Here is a 25621-nt window from a genome sequence, read left to right on the forward strand (position 1 = left end):
AAAAACAGTGCGCTGAATACGAAGGAGTTTTTGATATGTCCAAAGAATTACTCGGAGTTTTTGCTCTAGGGTTGATGGTAATCGGTGAGTTTTGTGCCATTTACAGTGAGGTCGTCACGGCCCGGCTTGCCCAGACGGGCAACGGTTCACTGGATGCGTTTGTACTGCCTGTCGTACTGATGTGTTTTGCCGGTTTATGCCTGCTGGGCGCCTATTGGCTGGGGTACGTCGCGGTGGGCGATATCTGGATCGTCACCGTGGTCTCGGTCACGTCGTTGTTGCTGCTTGAACCCATCGTGGTGTGGGCCTTGTTTCACGAGGCACCGGGGCGAGGCGCACTGATCGGGTTCTGCCTGGGGGCATTGGGCATGCTGTCCACGGTATTGCTTTGACGGGGTAGGCGGGCAGGCATAAAAACCGCATTGGGCGGGCGACCAGCCCCGCCCAATGCCTCACCCCCCGATTGGGCCGTGCTTGAAGCGATCAAGCCAGCGTGTTCAAGCACACCACCTTGGGCTGGGTCATTTCTTCATAGGCGAAACGCACCCCCTCGCGGCCCAGGCTGCCGTATTTGGAGCCGCCAAACGGCATCGCATCGAAGCGATAGTCGGACGAGTCATTGATCATCACGCCACCGGCTTCGATCCGACGTGCGGCGCTCATGGCCGTGGCCAGGTCGCGGGTAAAGATCCCGGCGTGGAGGCTGTACTCGGGTTCGTTGGCCAGCGCGATGGCTTCATCGAAGGATTCAAAACTCTGCAACACCACCACCGGCGCGAAGACCTCGTTGCGCCAGAGCTGGCTGGCGTGATCGACGTTTTCCAGGACGGTGGCGGCGTAGCAGGCGCCCTGGCGTCGATGCCCGCAAAGCAACGTAGCGCCTTGGGCCAATGCTTCAGCGACCACACGCTCGGCATTCTGCGCGGCTTGTTGAGTGATCATCGGGCCGATATCGGTGTTGGCGAGCATTGGGTCGCCGACCACCAAGGCTTCGGTTTGGCTGACGAAACGCGCGCGGAACGCTGCGTAAATGGACGCATGCACCAACAGCCGCTGGGTGCCGATGCAGTTCTGTCCCGCGGCCCAGAACGCGCCGGACACGCAACTCGCCACGGTGGCCTCAAGGTCGCAGTCGGCCATGACGATCACCGGTGCATTGCCGCCAAGGTCCATCGCGAGTTTCTTCAAGCCTGCAGTGCGGGCAATCTGCTCGCCGGTGACAAAGCCTCCGGTAAAGGAAATCATGCGCACCTCTCGCGCCGCCACCAGCGCCTTGCCCAGCTCCGCGCCGCCGGTGGCCAGCGTGACCACGGATTCGGGCAAACCGGCTTCGACCAGGTACGACACCAGTTTGATCGCCGATAACGGCGCCAGCTCCGAGGGTTTGAGAATCACCGCATTGCCGCCGGCAATGGCCGGGCCGAGCTTATGCGCCACGAGATTCAATGGGTCGTTGTACGGCGTGATTGCGACGATTAAACCGAGCGGCTCACGGGAGAACCAGCCCTGGCGCGACGCCGAGCCTTCATAGGCATCAAAGGGGATCACCTCGCCGGCATTACGCTTGGCCTCTTCGGCGGACAGCTTGAGGGTGTTGACGCAGCGCTTGACCTCTTTTTCGGCCTGCTTGAGGGTCTTGCCGGCTTCCTCGACGATCAGTCGGGCAAATGCCTGGGCATCGCGCTCCACGTGCAAGGCGGCCTGTTCGAGAATCTGCGCCCGGCGATGACGCGGCAACCCCGCGCACGCCTGCACGCCGTCGCGGCCCTGCGCCAGCAACTGCGGTACCTGCGAGGCACACACCTCGGCGACGCTGTCGATCAGCGTACCGTTGTAAGGGTTGAGGACTTGGATCTGCGGTGCCACGACGGCCCGGGCCAGGTTCGATACGTTCATGCGCTTACTCCCGGTTCTGTGCCGCAGCCTGATGCAGGCTGATGATGTCTGACAGCAGCGCGAAGGCGGTTTCCGTACGCCCGGCGCCAGGCCCCGACACTGTCACCGTGCCGATCAGGTCGGTGTTGAACGACACCGCGTTGGTGGCTCCGCCGATGCTGGCCAACGGATGCGCGTTGTCCAGCAGGCGCGGTTCGACGCTGGCACTGACCGAACCGTCGGCCTGGCGTGTGGCGGCGCCGATCAACTTCCAGCGTGCATTGTTCTGGCGGGCCTGGTCGATGTCGTCCAGCGTGAGGGTACTGATACCGCGGCAGCGCACATCGCTGACATTGAGCTTTGCATCCAGCAGTTCGTTGGCCAGGATCACCACTTTGAGGCGCACGTCATGGCCCTCGACATCCGCCGTCGGGTCGGCTTCGGCATACCCCAGCGCCTGGGCCTGCTCGACCGCTTCGGTAAAACCCAGGCCACTCTCCATGCGGGTCAGGACGAAGTTGGACGTGCCGTTGAGAATGCCCTCGAAACCGTTGATCGTGCTGCCCGCCAGCAACTGCCTGGCCAGGCGGATCACCGGGGTGCCACTCATGACCGAACCTTCATATTCAAAGGCTACGTGATTGCGCTGGGCCAGGGCTTTCAATTGAGCACCGTGCAGGGCAATCGGCCCTTTGTTGGTGGTCACTACGTGCTTGGCGCTTTCCAGCGCCCAGCGACAGAAGGACGTCGCCGGTTCGCCATCCACCGGGTTGGTGAATGTCGCCTCCGCGATGATGTCCGCGCCGGAGTCCTTGATCACCACCTCGTTGAGCGCCAAGGCGTTGCCACCCGGCAGTTGCGCCAGGGCGCCCTTGACCGCCGGCAGACCTGCCAACGAGGCCGCGTCCAGCCCTTGACGATTGATCAGCGAACCGAGGAACAGGTCGGTGACACCGACGATTTTCAGGCTGAAGCCCAGTTCGGTTTTCCAGCGTTCATTGCGCTCGGCAATCAATTGCGCCAGGGCACGATTGACGCCGCCAAAGCCGACCAGCGCGAGTTTATATTCAGTCATTTTTTTATTGCCCTTGATCTGGGTGAGGTGGGGTAGGGCTCTAGATTAGGGGCGCGCCCAGGGCAGTGAAATATGCCGATTTGCTCTATTTCATGGGCGTTTTGACCAAGGGAGGGCGTGCACGACCGGCATAAAAAAAGCCAACCGCAGTTGACTTTTTTCCAAGCAAAAAACGGCTCAGACGACTGAGGATAAAACGAACGAAGTCACTGTGTTTTCCACGCCTGCCAGTGCTGAAATCTGATTCCACACCTGATGCACCCGCTGCGGGCTGGTTGCGCTGACGCGCAACATCAGGTCGAACTCGCCGCTCATGACATCGCACTGGGTCACTTCAGGGATCGCGCGCAGGGCCTGCAAGACGTCTTCCCCGCGCATACGGTCATAGCGATAGACGAAAATCACTGCGTTGATCTGTGAGGCGGCGTGTCGTCCATCGCCCGTTAGGACGGTATAGCCGAGGATCGCACCGTCGCGTTCCAACCGTTCGATCCGTTGGCGCACGGCGTTGCGCGACAGGTTGACCTTGGCCGCCAGCTCGGCGTGGGCCGCCCGTGCGTTAAGCCGCAGCTCGGCGATGATGCGCTCATCGAGAGGGTCCAGGATGCGCTTCATGGGGCCTCCACTGGCCACGCGTTCAAAGCGTGTCGAGCACGTTAAGAAGGGGGGTGATGTCATCAGGGGCGACCCGATGGCACGGTGGGTGTACCGGTGGCTCGCCCTGGCTGGCCGACTGCGGGAGGCCGATCCCCAGTTCGGCGAGCAACGCCGCCGATTTGACCGGGGAAATTTCCCCCAGCGTGACCATCGGCGCCACCAGGCTGCGACGGTACAGGCGAGCGGCAATCACGCCGGTGGCCGTGTGCGGGTCGACAACGTAGCCGGTGTCGCGATGCAGTGCGGTCATCTCATTCAGGGTTTCCTCATCGCTGACGGCGTAGGAGTCAATGATCATCCGTGCACGTAACCAGCATTCGTTGGCGAGGGTGATCTCGCCGTGGGTTTCCAGCTCGAGCATCAACGCGCTGACCGCCTGATGGTCATGCTCATACACTTCCCAGAGGAACCGCTCCAGGTTGGAGAACGTCGACAGGTCCATCGCCGGTGACCGGGTCTTGTTGGCGCGCAGCCTGGAATAATGGTTCTTCAGGAACAACTGGTGCAGGGCATCGTTGGTATTGGTGGCGACGATAATCTGAGTGATGGGCAAGCCCATTTTCTGCGCCACGTAGCCTGCATAAACTTCGGCGAAACTCGCCGCCGGCACGCTGAAACCGATCGGCCGCTGACCGCCGCCCAATTGCAGCACCGCGTGGAAATACATCACCAGTTGCGCCAGCACATTGACCCAGTTGCTGGAGTTGAAACTGATCGCCTCGTACTGGGGGCACGGCCACTGGCTGAACAGCCGGCTCACAATGCCCTGGCACTCGTCGAAGCTGCCGTCGACCGCAAACAGATGCACATCGGGCCGTGCCGCCGCCCACAGTGCGTGCAACTGATGCGGCGGCACCCCGCGCTCCGGGTAAAGCACTACCAGATGGGCCTCGTCACAATCGTTGAACGCCTCGATCGCCGCCAGGCCGGTATCGCCGTTGGTGGCGCCGAGCACCACTGCACGTCGGGCGCGGCGTTGCAGAAAGTACTGCACCAATTGCGCCTGCAATTGCGCGGCAAAATCCTTCGAGGAGCGGGTCGGGCCGTGGAACAGCTCCAATACCCATTCATTGCGGTCGACCTGATGCAAAGGCGCGACGGCCCGGTGCTGGAAACGGCGGCTGGCGTGTTTGAGCAGGCGCTTGAGATCCGGCTCGGGAATGGCGTCCCCAATGAACGGACGCAAGATCCGATACGCCAATTCGTCATAGGGCAAGGTTGACCAGTTCGCGATGTCCTGGGTTTCGAATTGCGGCAGGTCCAGGGGGACGAACAGCCCGCCGTCGTCGGCAATACCGGACAATACGACCCTTTCGAAGTCGACCCGCACGGCGGCATTTCGGGTACTCACATAGTGCATGCTTGGGCTCCGGCCACTATTTGTATCGGTGTGCCTGCTCGACCAGCCAGGTGGAAAACATCACGGCGTCGGGATGCTCGTCGGCGCCTGAACCGCGTACCAGGTAAAACGATTCGCTGGCTTCGATACGCTGGTCGAAGGGTGCGACCAGGCGCCCGTCCTCAAGCATTTCGTCGACCATCGAGGAGCGTGCCAGGGCGATCCCTTGCCCCAGCTCCGCCATGCGCAAGGTCGAGATCAGCGTGTCGAACTGCAGGCCGCACGACGAATCGACGGCGTCCGCGCCGACCATCTTCAACCAGTAGCCCCAACCTTCTTCGTAGCCCAGCACATGCAGCAGTGTGTGCTGGGCCACGTCCTCGGCCGCATTCAGCGGTGAACGTGCGATCAGGGCGGGCGAGCACACTGGAAACAAGGTGTCCCAGGTCAGGCGCTGCGAAACCAGGCCGGGCCATTGACCATGGCCCCAGCGAATCTCCATATCGTCCTCGCCATCCAGCTCCTTGACCCAGATATTGCTGATGTAGCGGATATCCACCTGCGGATGGTCCTGACGAAAACCCACCAGCTTGGGCGCCAGCCAGTGCACGAAAAACGCCAGGCTGCCGCGCACTTTGATTGGCCGGCGTTTGTGCTGGCCAAAAATCTCATTGGTGCCGACGGCCAGGCGGGTGATCGCATCCTGTACCACCGGCAGGTAGGCCTGGCCTTCTTCGGTCAGGCCCAGGCCACGTGGTAACCGCTTGAACAGCGCCACCCCCAGATGGCTTTCCAACTGCCGGATCTGCTGGCTGACCGCACCCTGGGTCAAGCACAGTTCGTCAGCGGCGTGAGTGAAGTTCAGGCATCGAGCGGACACCTCGAAGGCCCGCAGCCAATTCAACGGCGGGAGTGGCTTTTGCTTCATGATCTGTCCCTTATCGACGCTGTGCCGAGCACGCTGGACCACACCGTCGAGCGTGCCTAGAACGCATCGGACGGTCGAACCGTGGAGGCGAGCGACAGGCGTCGCTCGCGGCTGTTGCGGGTAATGTAATACACGAAGTAGCACCAGGCGATGAAGGGCACGCCGAAGTACAGCGCGACCCGCTGCTCGGGGTCGAACGCGATGCCCACACACGCCAGCGCGCAGCACACCAACGCGCCCAGCGGAACCCAGGGGTAACCGCGCACCCGGAACTTGAGGTCGCGCACATCGCCGCCGTTGGCCACATACTGGCGGCGAAAGGCGATCTGGCTCGCGGCAATGCTCATCCACACCACCACAACCGCCAACCCGGAGATGGAAACCAGCGCCAAGTACACGGTGTCGGCTGCGAACACGCTGCTGAGCAGGGAGGCGCCGCCACCGACCATGCTCAACACAATCGCATTCAAGGGCGTGCCCATGCGGGTCAGCTGGGAGAACTGCTTGGGCAGATGGCCCTGGTCGCTCAAGGTCCAGAGCATCCGCGATGCGGCGTACAGCCCGGAGTTGGCGGCCGACAACAGCGCAGTGATGATCACAAAGTTCATGATGTCGGCGGAGTAGGGGATGCCGATATAGGTGAATACGGTCACGAAGGGGCTTTCCACCAAACCGGCCTGTTCGCGCGGCAGCAGGGTCGCCAGGACGAAAATCGTGCCGACGAAAAAGATCGCCAGGCGCAGCACGGTGGTGCGGATGGCCCGTGGCACATTGCGTTGGGGGTCTTTGGTTTCACCGGCGGCGATACCGATCAGCTCGGTGCCCGAGAAGGCGAACGACACGGCCAGCAAGGTCATGGCAATCGACATGAAACCGGTCGGGAACAGACCCTCGCGGGTGAAGTTACCCAGGCCGATGCTGTGGGCCTGATCGATATTGAGCAGGCCGAGAATGGCGCCGCCGCCGATCACAAGAAACACCACCACCGTCACGACTTTGATCAGCGACAACCAGAACTCGGTTTCGGCAAACAAACGCACCGACACCACGTTGGTGAAAAACACCGCACCGGCGAACAGCGCACTCCAGATCCATACCGGCGTGTCGGGGAACCAGCGCGTCATCAGGATACCGGCAGCGGTGAATTCCGAACCGATGGCCACGGTCCATGTCAGCCAATACAGCCATGCCACGGTATAGCCGGTGCCCGGGCCGAGAAACCGCGTCGAGTAACTGCTGAACGAGCCGGTTTCAGGCATCTGCACCGCCAATTCGCCCAGGCACATCATCACCATGTAGACCATGAGCGCGCCAATGACGTAGGCGATGACCGCGCCGAGGGGACCTGCCTGGTTGACGGTATAGCCAGAGGTCAGGAACAGCCCGGTGCCGATCACGCCACCGAGTGCGAGCATGACGATATGGCGGGTCTGCATTTCCTGTTTGAAGCCGGCACGCGTGTTGAGTTTTTCTTCTTTTGTGGACATGGTTGTTCTCATGAAAGTTGTTAGGGCAGGTCGGAACGTTGCCGCTAAGTCTTATTATTATTCCTCTTCATGAAACGCCTCACAGACGGCCCTGTCGTGAGGTTTGAAACGTCAGTTCGCGACTTCGGCGCAGTTGCTCTGTGGGCTGTTTTTCTCGCGCAGGCCGCGCACAAAGGCGAACGCCTGCTTCAAATCATCCAGCAGATCGTCGGTGTCCTCGATACCGACCGAGACCCGCACCAACCCTTCCGAGATCCCCAGCGCCAGCCGTTCCTCCAGCGTGTTTTCCACATGACTGGTGGTGCGGGCCGGGCCGTAAATGGTTTCCACCGCACCGAGGTTGCCGGCGCAATGCGCAAAGCGCAGGCGTGGCAATAGCAGCTTGACCGTGTCCATGCCGCCGACCAGTACAAAACTGACGATGGCGCCGAAGCCAGCCATTTGCGCGCAGGCCACTGCGTGGTTCGGGTGCCCGGGCAGGCCGGGATAATTGACGGATGACACCAAGGGTTCGGTGCACAAGAATTCCGCCAGGGCACGAGCGCTGCGCTGCTGTTGGCGCATGCGCAGTACCAGGGTTTTCATGCCGCGAATGATCAGGTAGGCCGAGAACGGGTCGAGTGACGCACCGTTGATTTCGCGGTAATGCCGAACCTTGGCCATCAACGATTCCTGGCCGCAGACCAGGCCGCCCAGCACATCACCGTGACCGCTTAGGAACTTGGTGGCGCTGTGAACGACCACGTCCACCCCCAGCGCCAGCGGGCTCTGATTCAGTGGCGTGGCGAAGGTGTTGTCGGCCACGACCAAGGCGCCGACGCGTTTGGCCGCCGCGACCAGCCGTTGGATATCGAGGATTTTCAGGGTCGGGTTGGTGGGCGTTTCAAGGTACACCACCTGACAGCCTTTGGCGATTTCGCGCTCGATCTGCTCATGATCGAACGTCTCGCACAGCGTGACCGCCACGCCCATGCGCGGCAGGAACTCTTCGAAAATCTTGTTGGTGCCGCCATAGCTGTCCTTGGTGGAGACCACGCGGTCGCCATGAGCCAGGAAGGTGTAAAGCACGCTGCTGATCGCCGCCATGCCGCTGCTGAAGGCAACGGCGGATTCGGCCATTTCCAACTCGCCGATCTTGGCTTCGAGGGTCTCGACCGTCGGGTTGCTCATGCGGCTGTATATGAAGCCCTGGGCTTTGCCCAATGCCACGTCATACCACACATCGATGTCGTCGTAGCCATACGCGGCGCTGGCCACGATCGGGGTTTGGGTAGCGTTGTAGGGGTGCCTGACTTGCTCCCCGCCCCAGACCGCCCGGGTCCCGGCGCCCGCATTATCAAGTCCTGTGCTGTCAGGTTTTTTGTTCATTGAGATACTCGCACTGAGGGGTGAACGTTGAGTCATTCACACAGATAGTGCGGGCCAATATAGGGATTGGCGGCGTCCCCGAGAAACGATGTTATCGGTGCCAAAGGGCTGCTTTTTTTAATGGGTGTGGCTGGAGCAGTTCGATAATTCTGAGGTTGGCCTGCGGGCTCACGGGGTTTGCCGCTGATGTTTCTTCAACCGGTAGGCAAATTGGGCACGGCTGAGCCCTACGCGTCTGGCCGCCGCGGCCAGGTTGCCGGCGTTCTGCTGCAGCGCCTCCTGGATCAGGCGTGCTTCGAGCCCTTCGATGGAAAACCCCTGGTCGAGTTGGCCCAGGGTGTCCAGCAGTGCAGGGGGGCTGGCCGGCGCGGTGTTTGACAGGCTGCCGTGGTGGTCCAGGCCATAGGCATCCGCCGGCAGCGGTTCGTTGCGAAACAGATGCACCAGATCAATCGCTTGGCCCTCGTCACTGGCGATCAGGCCGCGCTCGATCAGGTTTTGCAGCTCACGCACATTGCCCGCGAAATCGTAACGCAGCAGCACCTTCAGCGCGCGCATGGTCAGGCCGGCGGGTGTCCGCGCGTATTCCTGGCAGAAGCGCGTCAGGAACGCATTGATCAACAGCGGAATGTCATCCCGGCGCTCACGCAGCGGCGGCAGGGCGATGGGGTAGACATTCAGGCGGTAGAACAGGTCTTCACGAAACGAGCCGTCGGCGACCGCCTTGCGCAAGTCGATATTGGTCGCGGCCACCACCCGCACGTCCACCGTGATGCCGCGCACGCCGCCGACCCGTTCGATCTCTCGCTCCTGCAACGCCCGCAGCAGTTTGCTTTGCCCCGCCAGGCTGAGGCTGGTGATTTCATCCAGGAACAGGGTGCCGCCCTGGGCCCGCTCGAAACGCCCGGGACGCGAGTGGGTGGCGCCGGTGTAGGCGCCACGCTCGACGCCGAAGAGTTCGGCTTCGATCAGGTTGTCGGGGATGGCCGCGCAATTGAGCGCGACGAATGGGCTGTCACGGCGGCCGCTGAGTTGGTGCAGCTGGCGTGCGAACATCTCCTTGCCGACGCCGGACTCACCGCTGATCAGCACCGTGGCGGGGGTCAGCGCGACGCGTTGCAAGGCTTGCATCGCGGCGTTGAACGCTGCACTGGCACCCACCAGCGGTTGTGCCTGGCTGACCCCGGCAGGGCTGCCTGCCGGGCTATGACGCAGCGGGGCGGCGGCGGGGCTGGTGACGGCCTGGGACACATTCAGGTAGCGCAGGTCCTGCTCGGCATCGCCCCATTGCTCGACCGTCTTGCCGAGCACCCTGCAACTGCGGTGGCCCATGCCACGGCACTCGACTTCACGGAAAATCACCAGTTGCCCGAACAGGCCACTGACGAAGCCCGTGGCATACCCGGTCTCCGTCCAGCACACCGGATCCTGGCCGACACCGTAGGCGCGCAAATGCTCGTCGGCCTCGCAGGAGTGGTGCCAGAGAAACTCGCCTTCATAGAACCCCGAGTCGGCGTCGAACTTGAAGTACAGGGGTTCGACCTTGGTCATGCCCTCCAGGGTGTGCAAGTGCGTCCCGGCCCGGAACACGGCGGCGGCATCGGCCTGTGGCCAGCGCTCGCGTATCAGGCGCGCATCGCGCGCGCCGCAGGCATAACCGGTGCGGGTAAACAGGCCGCGCGCCTGCTCCAGCCCCAGGCGCTCGATGACTTCCCCACGCAGGGCGCCGAAGGCGGAGCTGTGCAGCAGCAACATGCGTTGGTCGTTGAGCCAGATCCGCCCGTCTTCGGGAGAGAAAAACAGGCAATCGGTCAGTTCCGCAGGCGTGGGTGAACTGCTGTCGCTGAGTTGGCGACTGTCGCCGCGCGGATGATAGTGCGCAGCGCTCGCGCGGTCGTCGGGCTGCGCGCTTTGGGGATTAGTCATTGTTATGCCCCTGCAAGGCGAGTGATCGATATGAGTCACTGCTCAGATAGTTATTAAACATAACCTTATCAATTGAACAAGTAGCGCGATGGTGGATTTTGCAGTTGAGCGGTGGAGCACCGCAACGCGGCGCGTGAAAGGCCCCGATCCAGAGCCTTCGACGGTTTATGTCAGCGGGGTCTCGTGCAAGCGGCACAGCCTTTGCTCAAGGCTTGATGCGGCGTCTGCACCCGTGCAGGCGATGACAATTACAAGAACCGGGAGTTGCCATGTCAGTGTCTGAAACCACCCACCTGTTACAACGGGCCATCAAGTCCGAATGCCTGTTCAACGGCGATTGGGAGCCCGCTTCGGGAGCCGTGATCCCCGTGATCGAACCTGCCACCGGCGAACCCCTGATGCACTGCGCCATGGCCAGCCCGGCCGACATCGCCGTGGCCAGCCGCAGCGCGGCCCTGGCCCAGCCGGCATGGGCCGCGCTCGGCCCACGGGAGCGCGCCGAGGTGTTTCGCAAGGCGGCTGAGGTGGCCCGACAGTCATTCGCCGAACTGGCGCTGTATGTCGCCCGGGAAACCGGCGCCGCGCTGTTCAAGGGCGAGCACGAAGTGCGCGAAGCGATCGTGCTGCTGCATCAGGCGGCGGGCTTGCTGTCCCAACCTCACGGCGTGGTGCTGCCCAGCGCGGCGGGGCGCTTGTCCTATGCTCGGCGCCAGCCCCATGGCGTGGTCGGGGTGATTTCCCCGTTCAACTTTCCTTTGGTGCTGTCGCTGCGTTCGGTGGCACCGGCCCTGGCGGCGGGCAATGCGGTGGTGCTCAAGCCCGATCCGCAGACCCCGGTCAGCGGTGGTTTTCTGATCGCCCGGCTGTTCGAAGAAGCGGGCTTGCCCAAGGGTTTGCTGCATGTGTTGCCCGGCGCCGCAGCGGCAGGTGAGGCGCTGTGCCGCGACCCCAACGTGCGGATGATCGCGTTTACCGGCTCCACGGCAGCGGGGCGCAAAGTCGCCGAGGTGGCTGGCCGGCACCTGAAAAAAGTCGCGCTGGAACTGGGCGGCAAGAACCCGTTGATCATTCTCGAAGACGCCGACCTCGACCTGGCCGCCAGCAACGCCGCCTGGGGAGCATGGCTGCACCAGGGGCAAATCTGCATGGCGACGGGGTTGGTGCTGGTGCATGAGTCCATCGCCGCCAGCCTGACACGCAAGTTGGTGGACAAGGCCCGTGCGCTGACCGTGGGCAACGCTGCGCGCGGTGAAGCCGCGCTCGGCCCCTTGATCAACCTGCGCCAATTGCAGCGCGTGCGCGAGATCGTCAACGACAGCCTGCAGGCGGGCGCAAAGCTGGAGGCGGGCGGCGATTATGACCAGCTGTTTTACCAGCCGACGGTGCTCAGTGGCGTACGGCCGGGCATGCGCGCCTTTGAAGACGAAATTTTCGGCCCGGTGGCGACGGTGGTCAGCTTTGCCACGGATGAGGAGGCCATCGAGCTGGCCAACCGCACCGAGTACGGGCTTTCGGCGGCCATCCTCTCGCCCTCGGTGGGGCGCGCCATGGCCATCGGCGAGCGGCTGGACTGCGGCCTGCTGCATATCAACGACCAGACCGTGGCGGATGAGTGCATCAACCCTTTCGGTGGGCGCGGCGCATCGGGCAATGGCGGCAGCGTTGGCGGGCCGGCTGACTGGGACGAATACAGCCAATGGCAATGGGTCACCGTGCAAAACACGCCGCCGGCCTATCCCTTCTGAGCCTTGGCTCGCACCTGCCTACACAACAATAAGAGGGCTTGAACATGCACCTGTACAACAAAACCTTGATCGTCACCGGCGTCGCGTCGGGCATTGGAGCGGAAGTGGCGCGATTGGCGCGCTTCCAGGGCGCCACGGTACTGGGCGTCGATCGCCATGAACCCCAATTGACGCTGGCTGGATTTTTTCATGCCGACCTGAGTGATCCCGCGAGCATCGACGCGCTGGTGGCGCGCTTGCCGACGCGGGTTGACGCGCTGTGCAATATTGCCGGTGTGCCCGGTACGGCGCCGGTGCAAACGGTGGCGGAGGTCAACTACCTGGGGTTGCGCCATCTCACCCAAGCGCTGCTGCCACGCATGCCGGCGGGCGGCAGCATCGTCAACGTCGCCTCGGTGCTCGGCGCGCAGTGGCCGCAGCGCTTGGCGCTGCACAAAGCGCTGGCCGCGACTGAGAGCTTCAGGGCCGGGCAGCAGTGGCTGGCGGCCAATCCGGTGGAGCAGGGCAGCTGCTATCAGTACTTCAAGGAAGCGCTGATCGTCTGGAGCGCACAGCAATCCCAAGCCTGGTTTCGCGATCACGCGGTGCGTATCAACTGCGTCGCGCCAGGGCCGGTGTTCACCCCGATTCTGGGGGATTTCGTCAGCATGCTCGGGCCAGAGCGGGTGGCCGAGGACAGCCAGCGCATGACCCGCCCGGCCTTGGCTGATGAGGTGGCCTCAGTGATCGCGTTCCTTTGCTCGGATGCGGCGCGTTGGGTCAACGGGGTCAATCTGCCGGTGGATGGCGGGTTGGCCGCCACTTACCTGTAGGCATTGCCACAGCGTTGCACCCCGGTGCGGCAGCGCCGTGCCGGGGGTCTTGAACAACAACAAAAATACAGGACATACAAGATGCTCAAGCCTATCTTGCGGCCGGTTGCGGCCGTGACATGGGTCGCGTTGTCAGCGACCGCTCATGCTTACGACTTACCCGGCCTGAACCTTGGGACCACCAGCTTCTATGACGGCTCACCCGCGCCTGCCGGACCTGGTTGGTACCTGGAGGAATACCTCACGTACTCGCGTGCGAGCCGCTTCAATGATGCCCATGGCAACAAGCTCGCATTGCCCCGGCAGGATCTGGAAGTGGTGGCGCCCACCACGCAGATCATCTACGTCGGCCAGCCCCTGGCCAATGGCGCGATGCCAGGATTTACCCTGATCAATACCTCCCTGGCCCATGTGTCGGTGGAGGATGGCTTGAACAACGCGGCACTCAGTTCCCGGGCCGGGTTTGGCGATGTCACGCTGGGCGCGTTCCTGCAACTGCCGACAGTGACCCGAGCCGATGGCAGCCCGTGGTTGACCCAGCGGGTCGAGGCGGATGTGACGGTGCCGGTGGGCGCTTACGACCGCAATCGCTCGATCAACCCCGGCAGCCATTTCTGGTCATTCAACCCCTACTACGCGGCGACATACTGGTTCAGCCCCAAGTGGTCGGCGAGTGGGCGTTTCATGTACCTGTGGAATGGCAAGAATGATCAGCCGCAGGCAGGCTTTGGAGATGCCTCCAGCACCCAGGCCGGGCAGGCACTGCATGCCAACCTGACGCTGCAGTACGCCATCGACGCGCAATTGAGCCTGGGCTTGAATGGCTACTGGTTGAAGCAGATCACCGACACCGAGGTGGATGGGCATGCGGTGAGTGGGCGTCGAGAAAAGGTCTGGGCCATCGGTCCAGGCATGATGTACGCGTTCAACAAGGAAAATATCCTGTCGGTGAACGCGTACTTCGAGCAACAGGCGCAAAACCGCACCCAGGGCAACAAGCTGGTGTTTAACTGGCTGCACCGGTTTTAGCGGCGGGGGTGCCAGGCAGGCCCTGTGGCGCCGCACGTAGCATCACGCTGATGATGGTAAGTGCGGCGATCACCACGCCGGGGGACGTCGCCAGCAGCACGCCGGGAGTGCCGGCGCCTGCCGCGAGGAGTTGACCGGCCGCCAGCGGCCCGGCCACCGAGCCCAGCCGGCCGATGGCCACGGCCGCCCCCACGCCGGTCGCACGCACGGCGGTGGGGTAGGCGGGTGGGGCGCTGGCATACAGCACCAATTGGGCGGCCATCACGAACAACCCGGCGGCAAAGCCGGCAATGGCCATGGGCACAATCCCCACCGACAGGCCGACCCCGGCCAGTGCGGCGAGCAACCCGGTGTACACGCACACCACCACTTTCAGCGCGTTGCAGCGGTCCAGCAGCACCCCGCCCAGCAACGAGCCGAGGGCGCCGCCGATATTGAAGAGCATCTGCACCAAGCCCGCCTGGGGTTTGCTGAAGCCCTGTTCCATCAGCAACGAAGGCAGCCAGTTGAGCAGCATGTACATCACGGTCAGGGTGAAGAAGTAACTGAGCCATAACGCCAGGGTCGTGCGTGCGCGCCCTTCGCCGAACAGTGCCTCGCCGGTGGAGGGGCGCAGGCTGCGGGCTTGCCCGGACTGTTGGCGAAAGGCATTGGATTCAGGCAGCAGCCAGATCATCAGCGGCACGGCCAGCAAGGGCGCCAGGCCGCCGATGATAAACGTGGTTTGCCAGTGTTCACTGGAAAACATCGCCACCACGGCGGCCAGTGCGCCGCCCAGTGGCACGCCGCAGTACATGACGCTGATCGCAGTGCCACGCTTGCCTTCGCTGACCGCCTCGGCACACAGCGCGATCAGGTTGGGCAGCGCGGCGCCCAGGCCCAGGCCGGTAAGAAAGCGCACCAGCAACAGGCTCCAATAGCTTTCGACAAACGCAGTACTCAGGGAAAACAGCCCGAACAGCAGTACGGCACTGACCAGGATTTTCTTGCGGCCGATGCGGTCGGCGACCCAGCCACCGAAGAACGCCCCCGGCAGCAAGCCAATGATGCCGACGCTGAAGACCCAGCCGAGCATTTTCGGGTCCAGCGCAAAACTCTGCCGCAACCCGGCGGCAGCGGTGCCGGCGGCCTGCAGATCGAAACCCTCGATCAGCGCAACGATAAAGCACAACGCGATAGTCAGCGTCGAACGACGCGATGGACTGTCCATGGGCAAACCTCATTGTTGTTTTTGTTGTGGTGCGAGCCGGTAGGCTGCTGGTAATCAAGATAACAAATATAACTAAAAAAACTACGACGGCGAGCTTGCCACGGGTATCGACAAGCAAGCCCTCTATCTCAATCGTTTGCGCTGAGAACGCGTGGGGAGAATGAAATTAGATAGTTTTATTAACGTTCGATTATCGGTCAGTCGCGGTTGACGAGTGCTGCCAGCTGTTTCCATTCTCTGTTGGCGAAGCCGGTTGGCCGAGCGCGTGTCACCCCAAAAACAACAACAAAAAATGGACATCGAACATGCAAAAACTCCCCACGGGCGCTGTCGCGGCGGCCTGCCGTGTGTCGAACCGCACGCCACGCCTGATCAGTGCGCTGCTGCTGTTGAGTGTTCTGCCCACCTCGTCGTGGGCGGCGGGGTTTATCGACGACAGTCATGGCACCCTGACGCTACGCAACTACTACCTGGACCGTGACTACAAGGACGACGGCGCCAAGACCGCCGCCCGCGAATGGGCCCAGGCGTTTATCCTCAACCTGGAATCGGGATACACCCCAGGTATCGTGGGCTTTGGCCTGGATATGCGCGGGCTGATGGGGGTCAAGCTCGACTCTTCGCCAGACCGCAGCGGTACCGAATTATTGCCGGTATCGGCCAGCGACAAGCGTGCCGCCGATGAGTATTCGCGGCTGGCGCCGACCGCCAAGTTGCGGTTTGCCCAAACCACGGTGAAGGCCGGCGACGTGTCGATCTTTCTGCCATTCGCCTTTGCCAGCCCCTCGCGCCTGCTGCCGCAGACCTTTCGCGGCACGACCTTGAGTTCCAAGGATATCGACGGGCTGACCCTGAATACCGGCTACATCGACCGTATCAACAAGCGCGATTCCACCGACTACCAGGCCATGACGATCGCCTCGCCCAACCGCCGGTTCAACGCCACCGCAACCACCTCGCACCTGGCGTACCTGGGCGGCGATTACCAGGTCAATAAAGACCTCAGCCTGCGGATTTATCACGCGCAAGTGGCGGACCTCTACCAGCAGGACACCTTCGCGCTGCTGCATAACCTGCCAGTGGGCGACGGGGTACTGACCAGCGATCTGCGCAGTTTTTTCAGCCGCGAGGACGGCAGCGCCAAGGCCGGCAAGGTGGACAACCGCAACCTCTCGGCGCTGTTCGGCTATCGCCTCGGCGGGCATCGTTTCAGCCTGGGCTACATGCACTCCAGCGGCGACACGGCCACGCCCTATATCTCGGGTACCGAGCTGATGGGCATGAGCGAACTGACCATGAGTTCGGACTTTCTCAACGCCAAGGAACGCACCTGGCAGGCGATCTACGACTATGACTTTGCGGCCTCGGGCTTACCGGGCTTGAAGAGCCGGTTGCGGTATGTGCGTGGCGACAATATCGAATTGACGGCCTTCAACGCCCAGGACCGCAAGGAGCGTGAGTTCCAGATGGAACTGGGCTACGTGATCCAGAGTGGCCCGCTGAAGAACGTCGGGCTGATGGCGCGCAAGTCGATCTACCGCAACGACTTCCCCGGTGGCGCCGCGTTTCGCGATGAAAACCAGACACGCTTCCTGGTGCTCTACACCGTGGCGCTCTGGTAGGTCAGCCGTCCTGGTACACCTTCTTGAGCAGGCGCAGCAGCTCTGCACGCTCTTCGGCGTCGAGGGCGGCGGTGGCGTCCAGGTCGCTCTGGGCGGCGATGTCCTTGAGTTCCTTGAGCAGGACTTCGCCAGGCTTGCTCAAGAAAATCCCATAGGAGCGCTTGTCCGGTTTGCAGCGCACGCGCACGGCAAGGGCGCGGCTTTCCAGCTTGTTCAGCAAGGGCACCACCTGCGGTGGTTCGATGGCCAGGGCGCGTGCCAGGTCGGCCTGCATCAGCCCGGGGTTCTGCTCGATGATCGCCAGGGCCGAGAACTGCGCTGGGCGCAGGTCATGCTCGGACAGCCGGCCGATCAGGTTCTGGAACAGCTTGAGCTGGGCGCGGCGCAGGGCATAACCGATCAGATCGTCCAGCGCTGAATCCAGCGGAGGCCGTGCCTCGTCGTTGTCGGGCGGGGCCTGGCGGGCGGCGGCGAGGGTGGAGGGCTTGGCCATTGGCAGTGCAATCCTCAGGAAAGGGAGGTTAAGAAGTCTATCTAGTTTGCCGGGGTTGACGCGCCCTGGCTACGACAGCTTTTCAAGTCGTAGGAAAAAACGCTGGTCACACCTTGAGAAATATTGGTTATTCAAATTAATAGTTAATTGACATAACCATATTTGCGGTTTAATTTCGAATCCATCTTCACACCAGAACAAGAGCATACCGCCATGAGCAATTACGAAGGCCGTTGGACCACTGTCAAGGTTGAGATCGAGCAAGGCATCGCCTGGGTCATTCTCAATCGCCCGGAAAAACGCAACGCGATGAGCCCGACCCTCAACCGGGAAATGATCGACGTGCTGGAAACCCTGGAACAGGACCCGGCCGCCGGTGTGCTGGTGCTGACGGGCGCCGGTGAAGCCTGGACCGCAGGCATGGACCTCAAGGAATACTTTCGCGAAGTGGATGCCGGCCCGGAAATCCTCCAGGAAAAAATCCGCCGTGAAGCCTCGCAATGGCAATGGAAGCTGCTGCGCATGTACGCCAAACCGACCATCGCCATGGTCAACGGCTGGTGCTTCGGCGGTGGCTTCAGCCCGCTGGTGGCCTGCGATCTGGCGATCTGCGCCGATGAAGCGACCTTCGGTCTCTCGGAAATCAACTGGGGCATCCCACCGGGCAACCTGGTCAGCAAGGCCATGGCCGACACCGTGGGCCATCGTCAATCGCTGTACTACATCATGACCGGCAAGACCTTCGGCGGGCAGAAGGCCGCTGAAATGGGCCTGGTCAACGAGAGCGTACCGTTGGCGCAACTGCGCGAAGTCACCATTGAACTGGCGCGCAACCTGTTGGAGAAAAACCCGGTGGTGCTGCGCGCGGCCAAGCATGGTTTCAAGCGTTGCCGCGAACTGACCTGGGAGCAGAACGAAGATTACCTCTACGCCAAGCTGGATCAGTCACGCTTGCTCGACACCGAAGGCGGACGCGAGCAGGGCATGAAGCAATTCCTCGACGACAAGAGCATCAAGCCGGGCCTGCAGGCGTATAAACGCTGAGGTGTGCGGCCTGCGGGCCGCATCGTCGTCACCCTGCTTGAACGTATTCCCGATAAAGATAATAAAGAGGAATCACCATGCTGGACGTGCCCCTATTGATTGGCGGCCAGTCGTGCCCCGCCGGCGACGGTCGAACCTTCGAGCGTTGCAACCCGGTGACCGGTGCCGTGGTTTCGCGGGTGGCCGCCGCCACCCTGGAAGATGCCGACGCCGCCGTGGCGGCGGCCCAGGCCGCGTTTCCCGTCTGGGCCGCGCTGGCGCCCAACGAACGTCGCACCCGCCTGCTCAAGGCCGCCGAGCAATTGCAGGCGCGTAGCGCTGAATTTATCGCCGCGGCCGGTGAGACCGGCGCCATGGCCAACTGGTACGGCTTTAACGTGCGCCTGGCGGCCAATATCCTGCGCGAAGCTGCGTCGATGACCACCCAGATCACCGGCGAAGTCATCCCCTCCGATGTGCCTGGCAGCTTTGCCATGGCCCTGCGCCAACCGTGCGGCGTGGTACTGGGCATCGCGCCCTGGAATGCTCCGGTTATTCTCGCCACCCGTGCCATTGCCATGCCGTTGGCGTGCGGCAACAGCGTGGTGCTCAAGGCTTCCGAGTTAAGCCCGGCGGTACACCGGCTGATCGGCCAGGTGTTGCAGGACGCCGGCCTGGGCGATGGCGTGGTCAATGTCATCAGCAATGCGCCGGCGGATGCGGGCGCGATTGTCGAGCGGCTGATCGCCAACCCGGCGGTGCGGCGAGTCAATTTCACCGGTTCGACCCATGTCGGGCGGATTGTCGGCGAACTCTGCGCTCGCCATCTCAAGCCGGCGCTGCTGGAACTGGGCGGCAAGGCGCCGTTGCTGGTGCTCGATGACGCCGACCTGGACGCTGCGGTAGCGGCCGCGGCCTTCGGCGCGTATTTCAATCAGGGGCAGATCTGCATGTCCACCGAACGCCTGATTGTCGATGCCAAGGTCGCCGATGCCTTTACCGCCAAGCTGGCGGCCAAGCTCGCAACCCTGCGCGCCGGTGACCCTGCCGCGCCGGATTCGGTGCTGGGTTCGCTGGTGGATGCCGGCGCCGGCACGCGCATCAAGGCGCTGATCGACGATGCCCTGAGCCAGGGCGCACGCCTGGTGGCCGGCGGGCAATTGGACGGCAGCATCCTGCAGCCGACCCTGATCGAGGGTGTCACCGAACACATGCGGCTCTACCGCGAAGAGTCCTTTGGCCCGGTGGCGGTGTTGCTGCGCGCTGACGGTGACGAAGCGCTGCTGCGCCTGGCCAACGATTCCGAGTTCGGTTTGTCGGCGGCGATCTTCAGCCGCGACACCGGACGTGCCCTGGCGCTTGCGCAACGGGTGGAATCCGGCATTTGCCATATCAACGGCCCGACGGTGCATGACGAGGCGCAGATGCCCTTTGGCGGCGTCAAGTCCAGCGGTTATGGCAGCTTTGGCGGCAAAGCCTCCATCGAACACTTCACGCAATTGCGCTGGGTGACGTTGCAGAACGGGCCACGGCACTACCCGATCTGAGTCCGTTGCGCGACATAACAATAAAGGCGGGCGTTTGACCCGCCTTGATGGAGGGCATCCTTGTGAGTTCCGAATTCAGACCGCAACCCCAGTCCGAGCCGCACCCGCCGCGGTACCGCGCGGTGTCCATCGGCCATGCGCCGGTCGAGGTCACTGAAGAACAGGGCGTGCTGCATATGCGTTCCCTGGAGCCATTGGCCGAGCTGCCGAGGCGCTTGCTGGATCGTCTGGTGCATTGGGCCGAGGTACGGCCTGAGCAGACGTTTATCGCCGCGCGCCAGGCCGACGGTGAATGGCGCCGAGTCAGCTACGTGCAGATGCTCGACAGCGTGCGAGCCATCGCCCAGAGCCTGCTGGGCTTCGGGTTGTCGGCGCACAAGCCCTTGGCGCTGCTGTCGGGCAACGATATCGAACATTTGCAGATGGCCCTCGGCGCGATGTACGCCGGCATTCCCTACTGCCCGATTTCGCCGGCGTACTCATTGTTGTCCCAGGATTTCGCCAAGCTGCGGCATGTATGCGACCTGCTGCAACCGGGGCTGCTGTTTGTCAGCGATGCGCCGGCGTATCAGCGTGCGATCGATGCGGTAGTGCCGGCCGACACACCGCTGATCAGTGTGCGCGGCGAGGTGCCGGGGCGTACCCACGTCAGCTTTACGCACCTGTTGCAGACACCGGGCGGTGCCGAGGCCGAGGCGGCGTTCAACGCCACCGGCCCCGACACCATCGCCAAATTCCTCTTCACCTCGGGCTCGACCAAGTTGCCCAAGGCGGTGATCACCACCCAGCGCATGCTGTGCGCCAACCAGCAGATGCTGTTGCAGACGTTTCCGGTGTTTGGCGAGGAGCCGCCGGTGCTGGTGGACTGGCTGCCGTGGAACCACACCTTTGGCGGCAGCCACAACGTGGGCATCGTGCTTTACAACGGCGGCACCTTTTACCTGGACGACGGCAAACCCACGGCCCAAGGCTTCGCCCAGACCCTGCGCAACCTCAAGGAGATCTCACCCACGGCGTACCTGACGGTGCCCAAGGGCTGGGAAGAACTGGTCAATGCGCTGGAACAGGACGCCGAGTTGCGCGAGTGCTTTTTTGCCCGCATGAAGCTGTTCTTCTTCGCTGCCGCCGGCCTGTCGCAAAGTGTCTGGGATCGGCTTGACCGCGTGGCCGAGCGGCACTGCGGCGAGCGCATCCGCATGATGGCGGGGCTGGGCATGACCGAAGCCGCGCCATCCTGCACCTTCACCACCGGTCCATTGTCGATGGCCGGTTACATCGGCTTGCCCGCGCCGGGTTGCGAGGTGCGGCTGGTACCGGTGGATGGTAAGTTCGAAGGGCGCTTTCGCGGGCCGCACATCATGCCCGGGTACTGGCGGGCGCCTGAGCAAACCGCCGAGGCGTTCGATGAGCAGGGTTATTACTGTTCCGGGGATGCGCTCAAGCTCGCTGACCCCCAGCAACCGCAATGGGGGTTGATGTTCGACGGGCGGATCGCCGAAGACTTCAAGCTGTCTTCCGGGGTATTTGTCAGCGTCGGCCCGCTGCGCAATCGCGCCGTGCTTGAAGGCTCGCCCTATGTGCAGGATGTGGTGATTGCCGCACCGGACCGTGAGTGCCTGGGTGCGCTGGTGTTCGCCAGGCTCTACGAATGCCGCAGGCTGGCGGGCCTGAGCGCCGAGGCCAGCGACACCGAAGTATTGGCCTCGGCGCCGGTGCGCCAGTGGTTCGGCGACTGGTTGCAGCGTCTCAATCGCGAAGCCACCGGCAATGCCAGTCGCCTGGAATGGATTGCGCTGCTCGATGAGCCGGCGTCCATCGATCGCGGGGAAATCACCGACAAGGGCTCGATCAACCAGCGTGTGGTATTGCAGTGGCGTGCGGCGAAAGTCGAGGCGCTGTATCGCGGTGAAGACCCCACGCTGCTGCGTGCAGGGCACACACGATGAGGTCCGCCGATGCCCAGCTATGAGGCGCCCCTGCGCGATATGCAATTTGTGCTCGAGCATTGGCTGCAGGCGCCTGATGCGTGGCGCCGCAACCCGACGTTCGAGGCGTTGGACCTGCCGCTGGCGCTGCAAGTGCTGGAGGAAGCCGCGCGCTTCAGCCAGGGCGTGCTGGCGCCTTTGAACGCCCCGGGTGATCGTCAGGGTTGCCGCTGGCAGGCGGGCCAGGTGAGCACCCCGGACGGTTTTGCCCAGGCGTATCAAGCCTATGTCGACGGCGGCTGGCCGGCGCTGGCCTGTGCTGAGGCGCTGGGCGGGCAGGGCTTGCCGCAGGTGCTCGACGCCGCCGTGCAAGAGATGCTCTATGCCAGCAACCACGCCTGGGCCATGTACACCGGCATTGCCCACGGCGCCTACCTGTGCCTCAAGACCCATGCGGCGCCGTGGTTGCAGGCGCGTTATCTGCCCGAGATCATCAGCGGCCATAGCTTGCCGACCATGTGCCTGACCGAGCCGCAGGCCGGCAGCGACGTCGGTTTGCTGCGCTGTCGCGCCGAACCCCAGGGAGATGGCAGCTATCGCCTGAACGGCAGCAAACTGTTTATTTCCGGCGGTGAGCACGACTTCACCGCCAATATCCTGCACCTGGTGTTGGCGCGCCTGCCCGATGCGCCGCCCGGCAGCCGCGGTATTTCGTTGTTCCTGGTGCCCAAGTGCCTGGACGATGGCCAGGCCAATGGCGTGCGCTGTGAGGGCATCGAGCACAAGATGGGCATCCAGGGCAGTGCCACCTGCTCGCTGGTGTTCGACGCCGCCCAGGGCTGGTTGATCGGCGAGCCCCATCGGGGCCTGGCAGCGATGTTCGTGATGATGAATTCGGCACGCCTGCATGTCGGCCTGCAAGGCTTGGGGCATGTCGACGCGGCTTGGCAGCACGCTCGGCAGTACGCCGCTGAACGCGTGCAAATGCGTGCACCGTCAAGGCCCGCGACAGTGGCCGCGCAAGGCGCTGATCCGATCCGTTATCACCCGGCCATGCGCCGCGTGTTGCTCGAGTTGCGCACCACCAGCGAGGGCCTGCGCGCCATCGGTTACTGGGCCGCGCACTTGCTCGATCAGGCTGAGCAGGGGCCGGACCCGGCGGCGGCCGCGTTGGCGTCGTTGCTGACCCCGATCATCAAGGCGTTTTTCACCGAACAGGGGTTTCGCCAGGCCAGCAACGCGTTGCAGGTCTTCGGCGGCTACGGTTATGTCACCGAGTTCGGTATCGAGCAAACCCTGCGTGACAGTCGCATCGCGATGATTTATGAGGGCAGCAATGAGATCCAGGCCAATGACCTGCTGCTGCGCAAAGTGCTGGGCGATGAGGGCCAGGCGTTTGGCTTGTTGCTGGCCGAGCTGCGCGCTGAAGCCGGGCAGGGCCGGCAGCATGCCGAGTGCGCAGGGATTGCCGACGCGTTGGACAGCCTCTGCGATGCCTTGGCCGGTGCGGTGAGCGCCATACGCGAGCGGTCTGGCGAAGACCGCGAATACCCGTATCGGGCCGCGCCGGACTTCCTCCAGTTGTGTGGCGTAGCGTTGTTGGCCTTTGCCTGGGCACGGGCTGCGCGGGTCTCCAGGGTATTACCCGAAAGCGATCCGTTGCGTGACGCCAAGCTGCAAAGCGCCGGGTTCTTTTTCGATTACCTGCCGTCGCGGCTGGCCCAGCACCTGGGTGCAATCGAGGGGGCACGCGCGGCGCTGGCGTTCGTCTGATTGCACTGACTTGCAGCACGACGACTTGCGATCCGACGACTTGCGATCCGACGACTTGCGATACTATGGGGCGACCCACGTTTTCTGGAAGTTGCCTGGATGAGCAAGCCCGGCCAATTGGTGCTGATTGCACTGCGCAAGATGATTGCCAGCGGAGAGTTGGCGGCGGGTGAGCGCCTGATGGAAATTCCCACGGCGCAGCGCTTCGGCGTTTCGCGCATGCCCGTACGCATGGCATTCCGTACCCTTGAGCAGGAAGGCTTGCTGGTACCGTTCGGCGGGCGTGGCTATCAGGTGCGGTCGGTCAGCCCCAGCGATATTGCCGGCGCGGTCGAAGTGCGCGGTGTGCTTGAAGGCCTGGCGGCGCGCCAAGCCGCCGAGCGCGGTTTGTCCGATGACGCGCGCAGGGCGCTTGAGCGCTGCCTGGTCGAAGGCGATCAACTGTTCGACAAGGGGTATGTCACCGAGGACGACCTTGAGGTCTATCACGACCTGAACATGCGCTTTCACCAGGTCATCGTTGAAGGCAGCCATAACCCGGCGATTGCCGATGCCCTGGCACGCAATGACCACCTTCCATTCGCCTCTGTGACGGCACTGGCGGTGGATCGCGAGGACATGGTCCGCGAGTACCGCCGCTTCAACTATGCGCACATGCAACACCACTCGGTGTTCGACGCCCTGGTCAATCGCCAGGGCGCACGGGCCGAAGCGCTGATGCGCGAACACGCCAATGCGACGTTGCGCTATGCCGACACCTTCAGCTCAGCCACTGCCGACGCGCGCATGAAGGTGATTTTGCCCGCCTCGTGACACGCCTCAGAGATCGAGCACCAGGATTGGGGTTTTCGAGCGCGAGCAGCACGGCGTGAATTGATCATTAAGCGCCTGTTCCTGCTCGGTGAGGAACAGATCACGGTGCTCTGGTACGCCGTCCAGCACGCGAGTCAGGCAGGTGCCGCACACCCCCTGTTCACACGACACGGCAATCGTGATGCCGTGGCTCTCCAGCACCTGCACCACACTCTGGTCGACCGGTATCTCAAAGACCTTGCCAGAGCTGCCGATTTGCACCGAAAACCGCCCATCGAGGCGGCTGTCCAGCGGCGCCGCCGAGAAGTATTCGCGATGCAGGCAACTGTCCTGCCAGCCCAGGGCACGGGCACTGTCGAGCACATGCTGCATGAACCCGCCCGGGCCGCACACATACAGGTGGACGTCGTCTGCGGGGGCCGCCAGCACCTGGCCAATATCCAGGGCCGTGTCGGGCTGTTCGTCAAAATGCAGGAACACCCGCTCGGCAAACGGCGACGTCTTAAGGCGCTGCACAAACGCTGCGCGTTCGCTGGCACGGGCGCAGTAATGCAATTCGAAGTCGGCACCCGCCTGGGCGAGGTGTTCGGCCATGCACAGGATCGGGGTGATACCGATACCCCCGGCAAACAACACACTGCGTCGAGCGTCGTGCACCAGCGGGAACAGGTTGCGCGGTGCGCTGATGCTCAGGCGGGCGCCTGGTTGCATCTGTTCGTGCAGGCTGCGCGAACCGCCTCGTGACGCAGGGTCCTTGAGCACGCCGATCAGGTAGCGATGACGTTCTTCAGGGTGATTGCACAACGAGTATTGACGGATCAGCCCGTCCGGCAAGTGCACATCAATGTGCGCGCCGGCACTGAACGCCGGCAATGGGTTGCCATCGACACTGGCCAGTTCAAAGCTGCAAATGTCCTGGGCTTCATTGTTACGCGATACCACCACCACATCGATCATGTTCAGTCCTTCCTGCG

At 63.0% G+C, this 25621-nt stretch carries 21 protein-coding genes; 10 read left to right on the top strand and 11 right to left on the bottom strand.

What is annotated here, in order from left to right; all coding sequences use genetic code 11:
* The first annotated feature begins 74 nt into the window (after positions 1 to 74).
* Positions 75 to 392: a hypothetical protein gene (locus JBE38_RS05205; protein ID WP_162843554.1), complete on the top strand. Its 318-nt coding sequence runs from the start codon at positions 75 to 77 to the stop codon at positions 390 to 392.
* Positions 393 to 483: 91 nt separating this feature from the next.
* Here JBE38_RS05205 and JBE38_RS05210 read toward each other — a convergent pair whose 3' ends face one another.
* From JBE38_RS05210 to JBE38_RS05245, 8 genes are all read right to left on the bottom strand, one after another.
* Positions 484 to 1896 carry an aldehyde dehydrogenase family protein gene (locus tag JBE38_RS05210; RefSeq protein WP_205343747.1) on the bottom strand — a complete coding sequence of 471 codons (1413 nt, stop codon included), beginning with the start codon at positions 1894 to 1896 and terminating at the stop codon, positions 484 to 486.
* A 4-nt stretch (positions 1897 to 1900) separates the two neighbouring features.
* Positions 1901 to 2950, bottom strand: coding sequence for a homoserine dehydrogenase (locus JBE38_RS05215; RefSeq protein WP_090371236.1), 1050 nt, complete (start codon positions 2948 to 2950; stop codon positions 1901 to 1903).
* 177 nt (positions 2951 to 3127) lie between these two features.
* On the bottom strand, positions 3128 to 3565 hold the full coding sequence (locus tag JBE38_RS05220; RefSeq protein WP_060752834.1) for an Lrp/AsnC family transcriptional regulator: 438 nt from the start codon (positions 3563 to 3565) through the stop codon (positions 3128 to 3130).
* Between the two features lie 22 nt (positions 3566 to 3587).
* Positions 3588 to 4967 (bottom strand): threonine synthase, encoded by a 1380-nt coding sequence (thrC, locus tag JBE38_RS05225; protein WP_161548924.1) that lies wholly within the window; start codon positions 4965 to 4967, stop codon positions 3588 to 3590.
* A gap of 16 nt (positions 4968 to 4983) precedes the next feature.
* The gene (locus JBE38_RS05230; RefSeq protein ID WP_060752836.1) at positions 4984 to 5874 is read right to left on the bottom strand and encodes a LysR substrate-binding domain-containing protein; all 891 of its coding nucleotides are present in this window, start codon (positions 5872 to 5874) and stop codon (positions 4984 to 4986) included.
* 56 nt (positions 5875 to 5930) lie between these two features.
* On the bottom strand, positions 5931 to 7361 hold the full coding sequence (locus JBE38_RS05235) for an amino acid permease (protein ID WP_060752837.1): 1431 nt from the start codon (positions 7359 to 7361) through the stop codon (positions 5931 to 5933).
* Between the two features lie 111 nt (positions 7362 to 7472).
* Positions 7473 to 8729: a cystathionine gamma-synthase family protein gene (locus tag JBE38_RS05240; RefSeq protein ID WP_205343748.1), complete on the bottom strand. Its 1257-nt coding sequence runs from the start codon at positions 8727 to 8729 to the stop codon at positions 7473 to 7475.
* 168 nt (positions 8730 to 8897) lie between these two features.
* Positions 8898 to 10655 carry a sigma-54-dependent Fis family transcriptional regulator gene (locus JBE38_RS05245; RefSeq protein WP_205343749.1) on the bottom strand — a complete coding sequence of 586 codons (1758 nt, stop codon included), beginning with the start codon at positions 10653 to 10655 and terminating at the stop codon, positions 8898 to 8900.
* A 269-nt stretch (positions 10656 to 10924) separates the two neighbouring features.
* Here JBE38_RS05245 and JBE38_RS05250 point away from each other — a divergent pair, with 269 nt between their 5' ends.
* The 3 genes from JBE38_RS05250 (at position 10925) to JBE38_RS05260 (ending at position 14241) form a co-directional block, all read left to right on the top strand.
* Positions 10925 to 12400 carry a benzaldehyde dehydrogenase gene (locus JBE38_RS05250; RefSeq protein ID WP_205343750.1) on the top strand — a complete coding sequence of 492 codons (1476 nt, stop codon included), beginning with the start codon at positions 10925 to 10927 and terminating at the stop codon, positions 12398 to 12400.
* A gap of 44 nt (positions 12401 to 12444) precedes the next feature.
* Positions 12445 to 13212, top strand: a complete 768-nt coding sequence (locus JBE38_RS05255; RefSeq protein ID WP_060752841.1) for a coniferyl-alcohol dehydrogenase — start codon at positions 12445 to 12447, stop codon at positions 13210 to 13212.
* An 81-nt stretch (positions 13213 to 13293) separates the two neighbouring features.
* Positions 13294 to 14241 (top strand): SphA family protein, encoded by a 948-nt coding sequence (locus JBE38_RS05260; RefSeq protein WP_060752842.1) that lies wholly within the window; start codon positions 13294 to 13296, stop codon positions 14239 to 14241.
* On the opposite strand, the gene mhpT is transcribed toward JBE38_RS05260, so the two are convergent.
* Positions 14219 to 15451, bottom strand: a complete 1233-nt coding sequence (mhpT, locus tag JBE38_RS05265; RefSeq protein WP_205343751.1) for a 3-(3-hydroxy-phenyl)propionate transporter MhpT — start codon at positions 15449 to 15451, stop codon at positions 14219 to 14221. The genes JBE38_RS05260 and mhpT overlap by 23 nt on opposite strands.
* A gap of 305 nt (positions 15452 to 15756) precedes the next feature.
* On the opposite strand from mhpT, the gene JBE38_RS05270 reads away from it, so the two are divergent.
* Positions 15757 to 17073 carry an OprD family porin gene (locus JBE38_RS05270; protein ID WP_104993568.1) on the top strand — a complete coding sequence of 439 codons (1317 nt, stop codon included), beginning with the start codon at positions 15757 to 15759 and terminating at the stop codon, positions 17071 to 17073.
* Position 17074: 1 nt separating this feature from the next.
* Here the strand turns inward: JBE38_RS05270 and JBE38_RS05275 are convergent, their stop codons facing one another.
* Positions 17075 to 17566, bottom strand: a complete 492-nt coding sequence (locus JBE38_RS05275; protein WP_126870718.1) for a MarR family winged helix-turn-helix transcriptional regulator — start codon at positions 17564 to 17566, stop codon at positions 17075 to 17077.
* Between the two features lie 213 nt (positions 17567 to 17779).
* Between JBE38_RS05275 and JBE38_RS05280 the strand changes: the two genes are divergently transcribed.
* The 5 genes from JBE38_RS05280 to JBE38_RS05300 all read left to right on the top strand — a co-directional run bounded on the left by JBE38_RS05280 (position 17780) and on the right by JBE38_RS05300 (position 24647).
* The gene (locus JBE38_RS05280) at positions 17780 to 18610 is read left to right on the top strand and encodes a p-hydroxycinnamoyl CoA hydratase/lyase (RefSeq protein WP_060752846.1); all 831 of its coding nucleotides are present in this window, start codon (positions 17780 to 17782) and stop codon (positions 18608 to 18610) included.
* A gap of 77 nt (positions 18611 to 18687) precedes the next feature.
* Complete coding sequence (locus JBE38_RS05285) at positions 18688 to 20136, top strand: aldehyde dehydrogenase (RefSeq protein WP_205343752.1); 1449 nt, start codon at positions 18688 to 18690, stop codon at positions 20134 to 20136.
* A 62-nt stretch (positions 20137 to 20198) separates the two neighbouring features.
* Positions 20199 to 22082, top strand: coding sequence for an AMP-binding protein (locus tag JBE38_RS05290; protein ID WP_205343753.1), 1884 nt, complete (start codon positions 20199 to 20201; stop codon positions 22080 to 22082).
* Between the two features lie 9 nt (positions 22083 to 22091).
* Positions 22092 to 23834 carry an acyl-CoA dehydrogenase gene (locus JBE38_RS05295; RefSeq protein WP_205343754.1) on the top strand — a complete coding sequence of 581 codons (1743 nt, stop codon included), beginning with the start codon at positions 22092 to 22094 and terminating at the stop codon, positions 23832 to 23834.
* Between the two features lie 99 nt (positions 23835 to 23933).
* Positions 23934 to 24647: a GntR family transcriptional regulator gene (locus tag JBE38_RS05300; RefSeq protein ID WP_104993573.1), complete on the top strand. Its 714-nt coding sequence runs from the start codon at positions 23934 to 23936 to the stop codon at positions 24645 to 24647.
* Between the two features lie 6 nt (positions 24648 to 24653).
* Here the strand turns inward: JBE38_RS05300 and JBE38_RS05305 are convergent, their stop codons facing one another.
* The gene (locus tag JBE38_RS05305) at positions 24654 to 25604 is read right to left on the bottom strand and encodes a PDR/VanB family oxidoreductase (RefSeq protein WP_205343755.1); all 951 of its coding nucleotides are present in this window, start codon (positions 25602 to 25604) and stop codon (positions 24654 to 24656) included.
* Positions 25605 to 25621: the final 17 nt, after the last annotated feature.

The sequence above is a fragment of the Pseudomonas sp. ICBG1301 genome (assembly GCF_016918385.1).
Taxonomy (GTDB): Bacteria; Pseudomonadota; Gammaproteobacteria; order Pseudomonadales; family Pseudomonadaceae; genus Aquipseudomonas; species Aquipseudomonas palleroniana.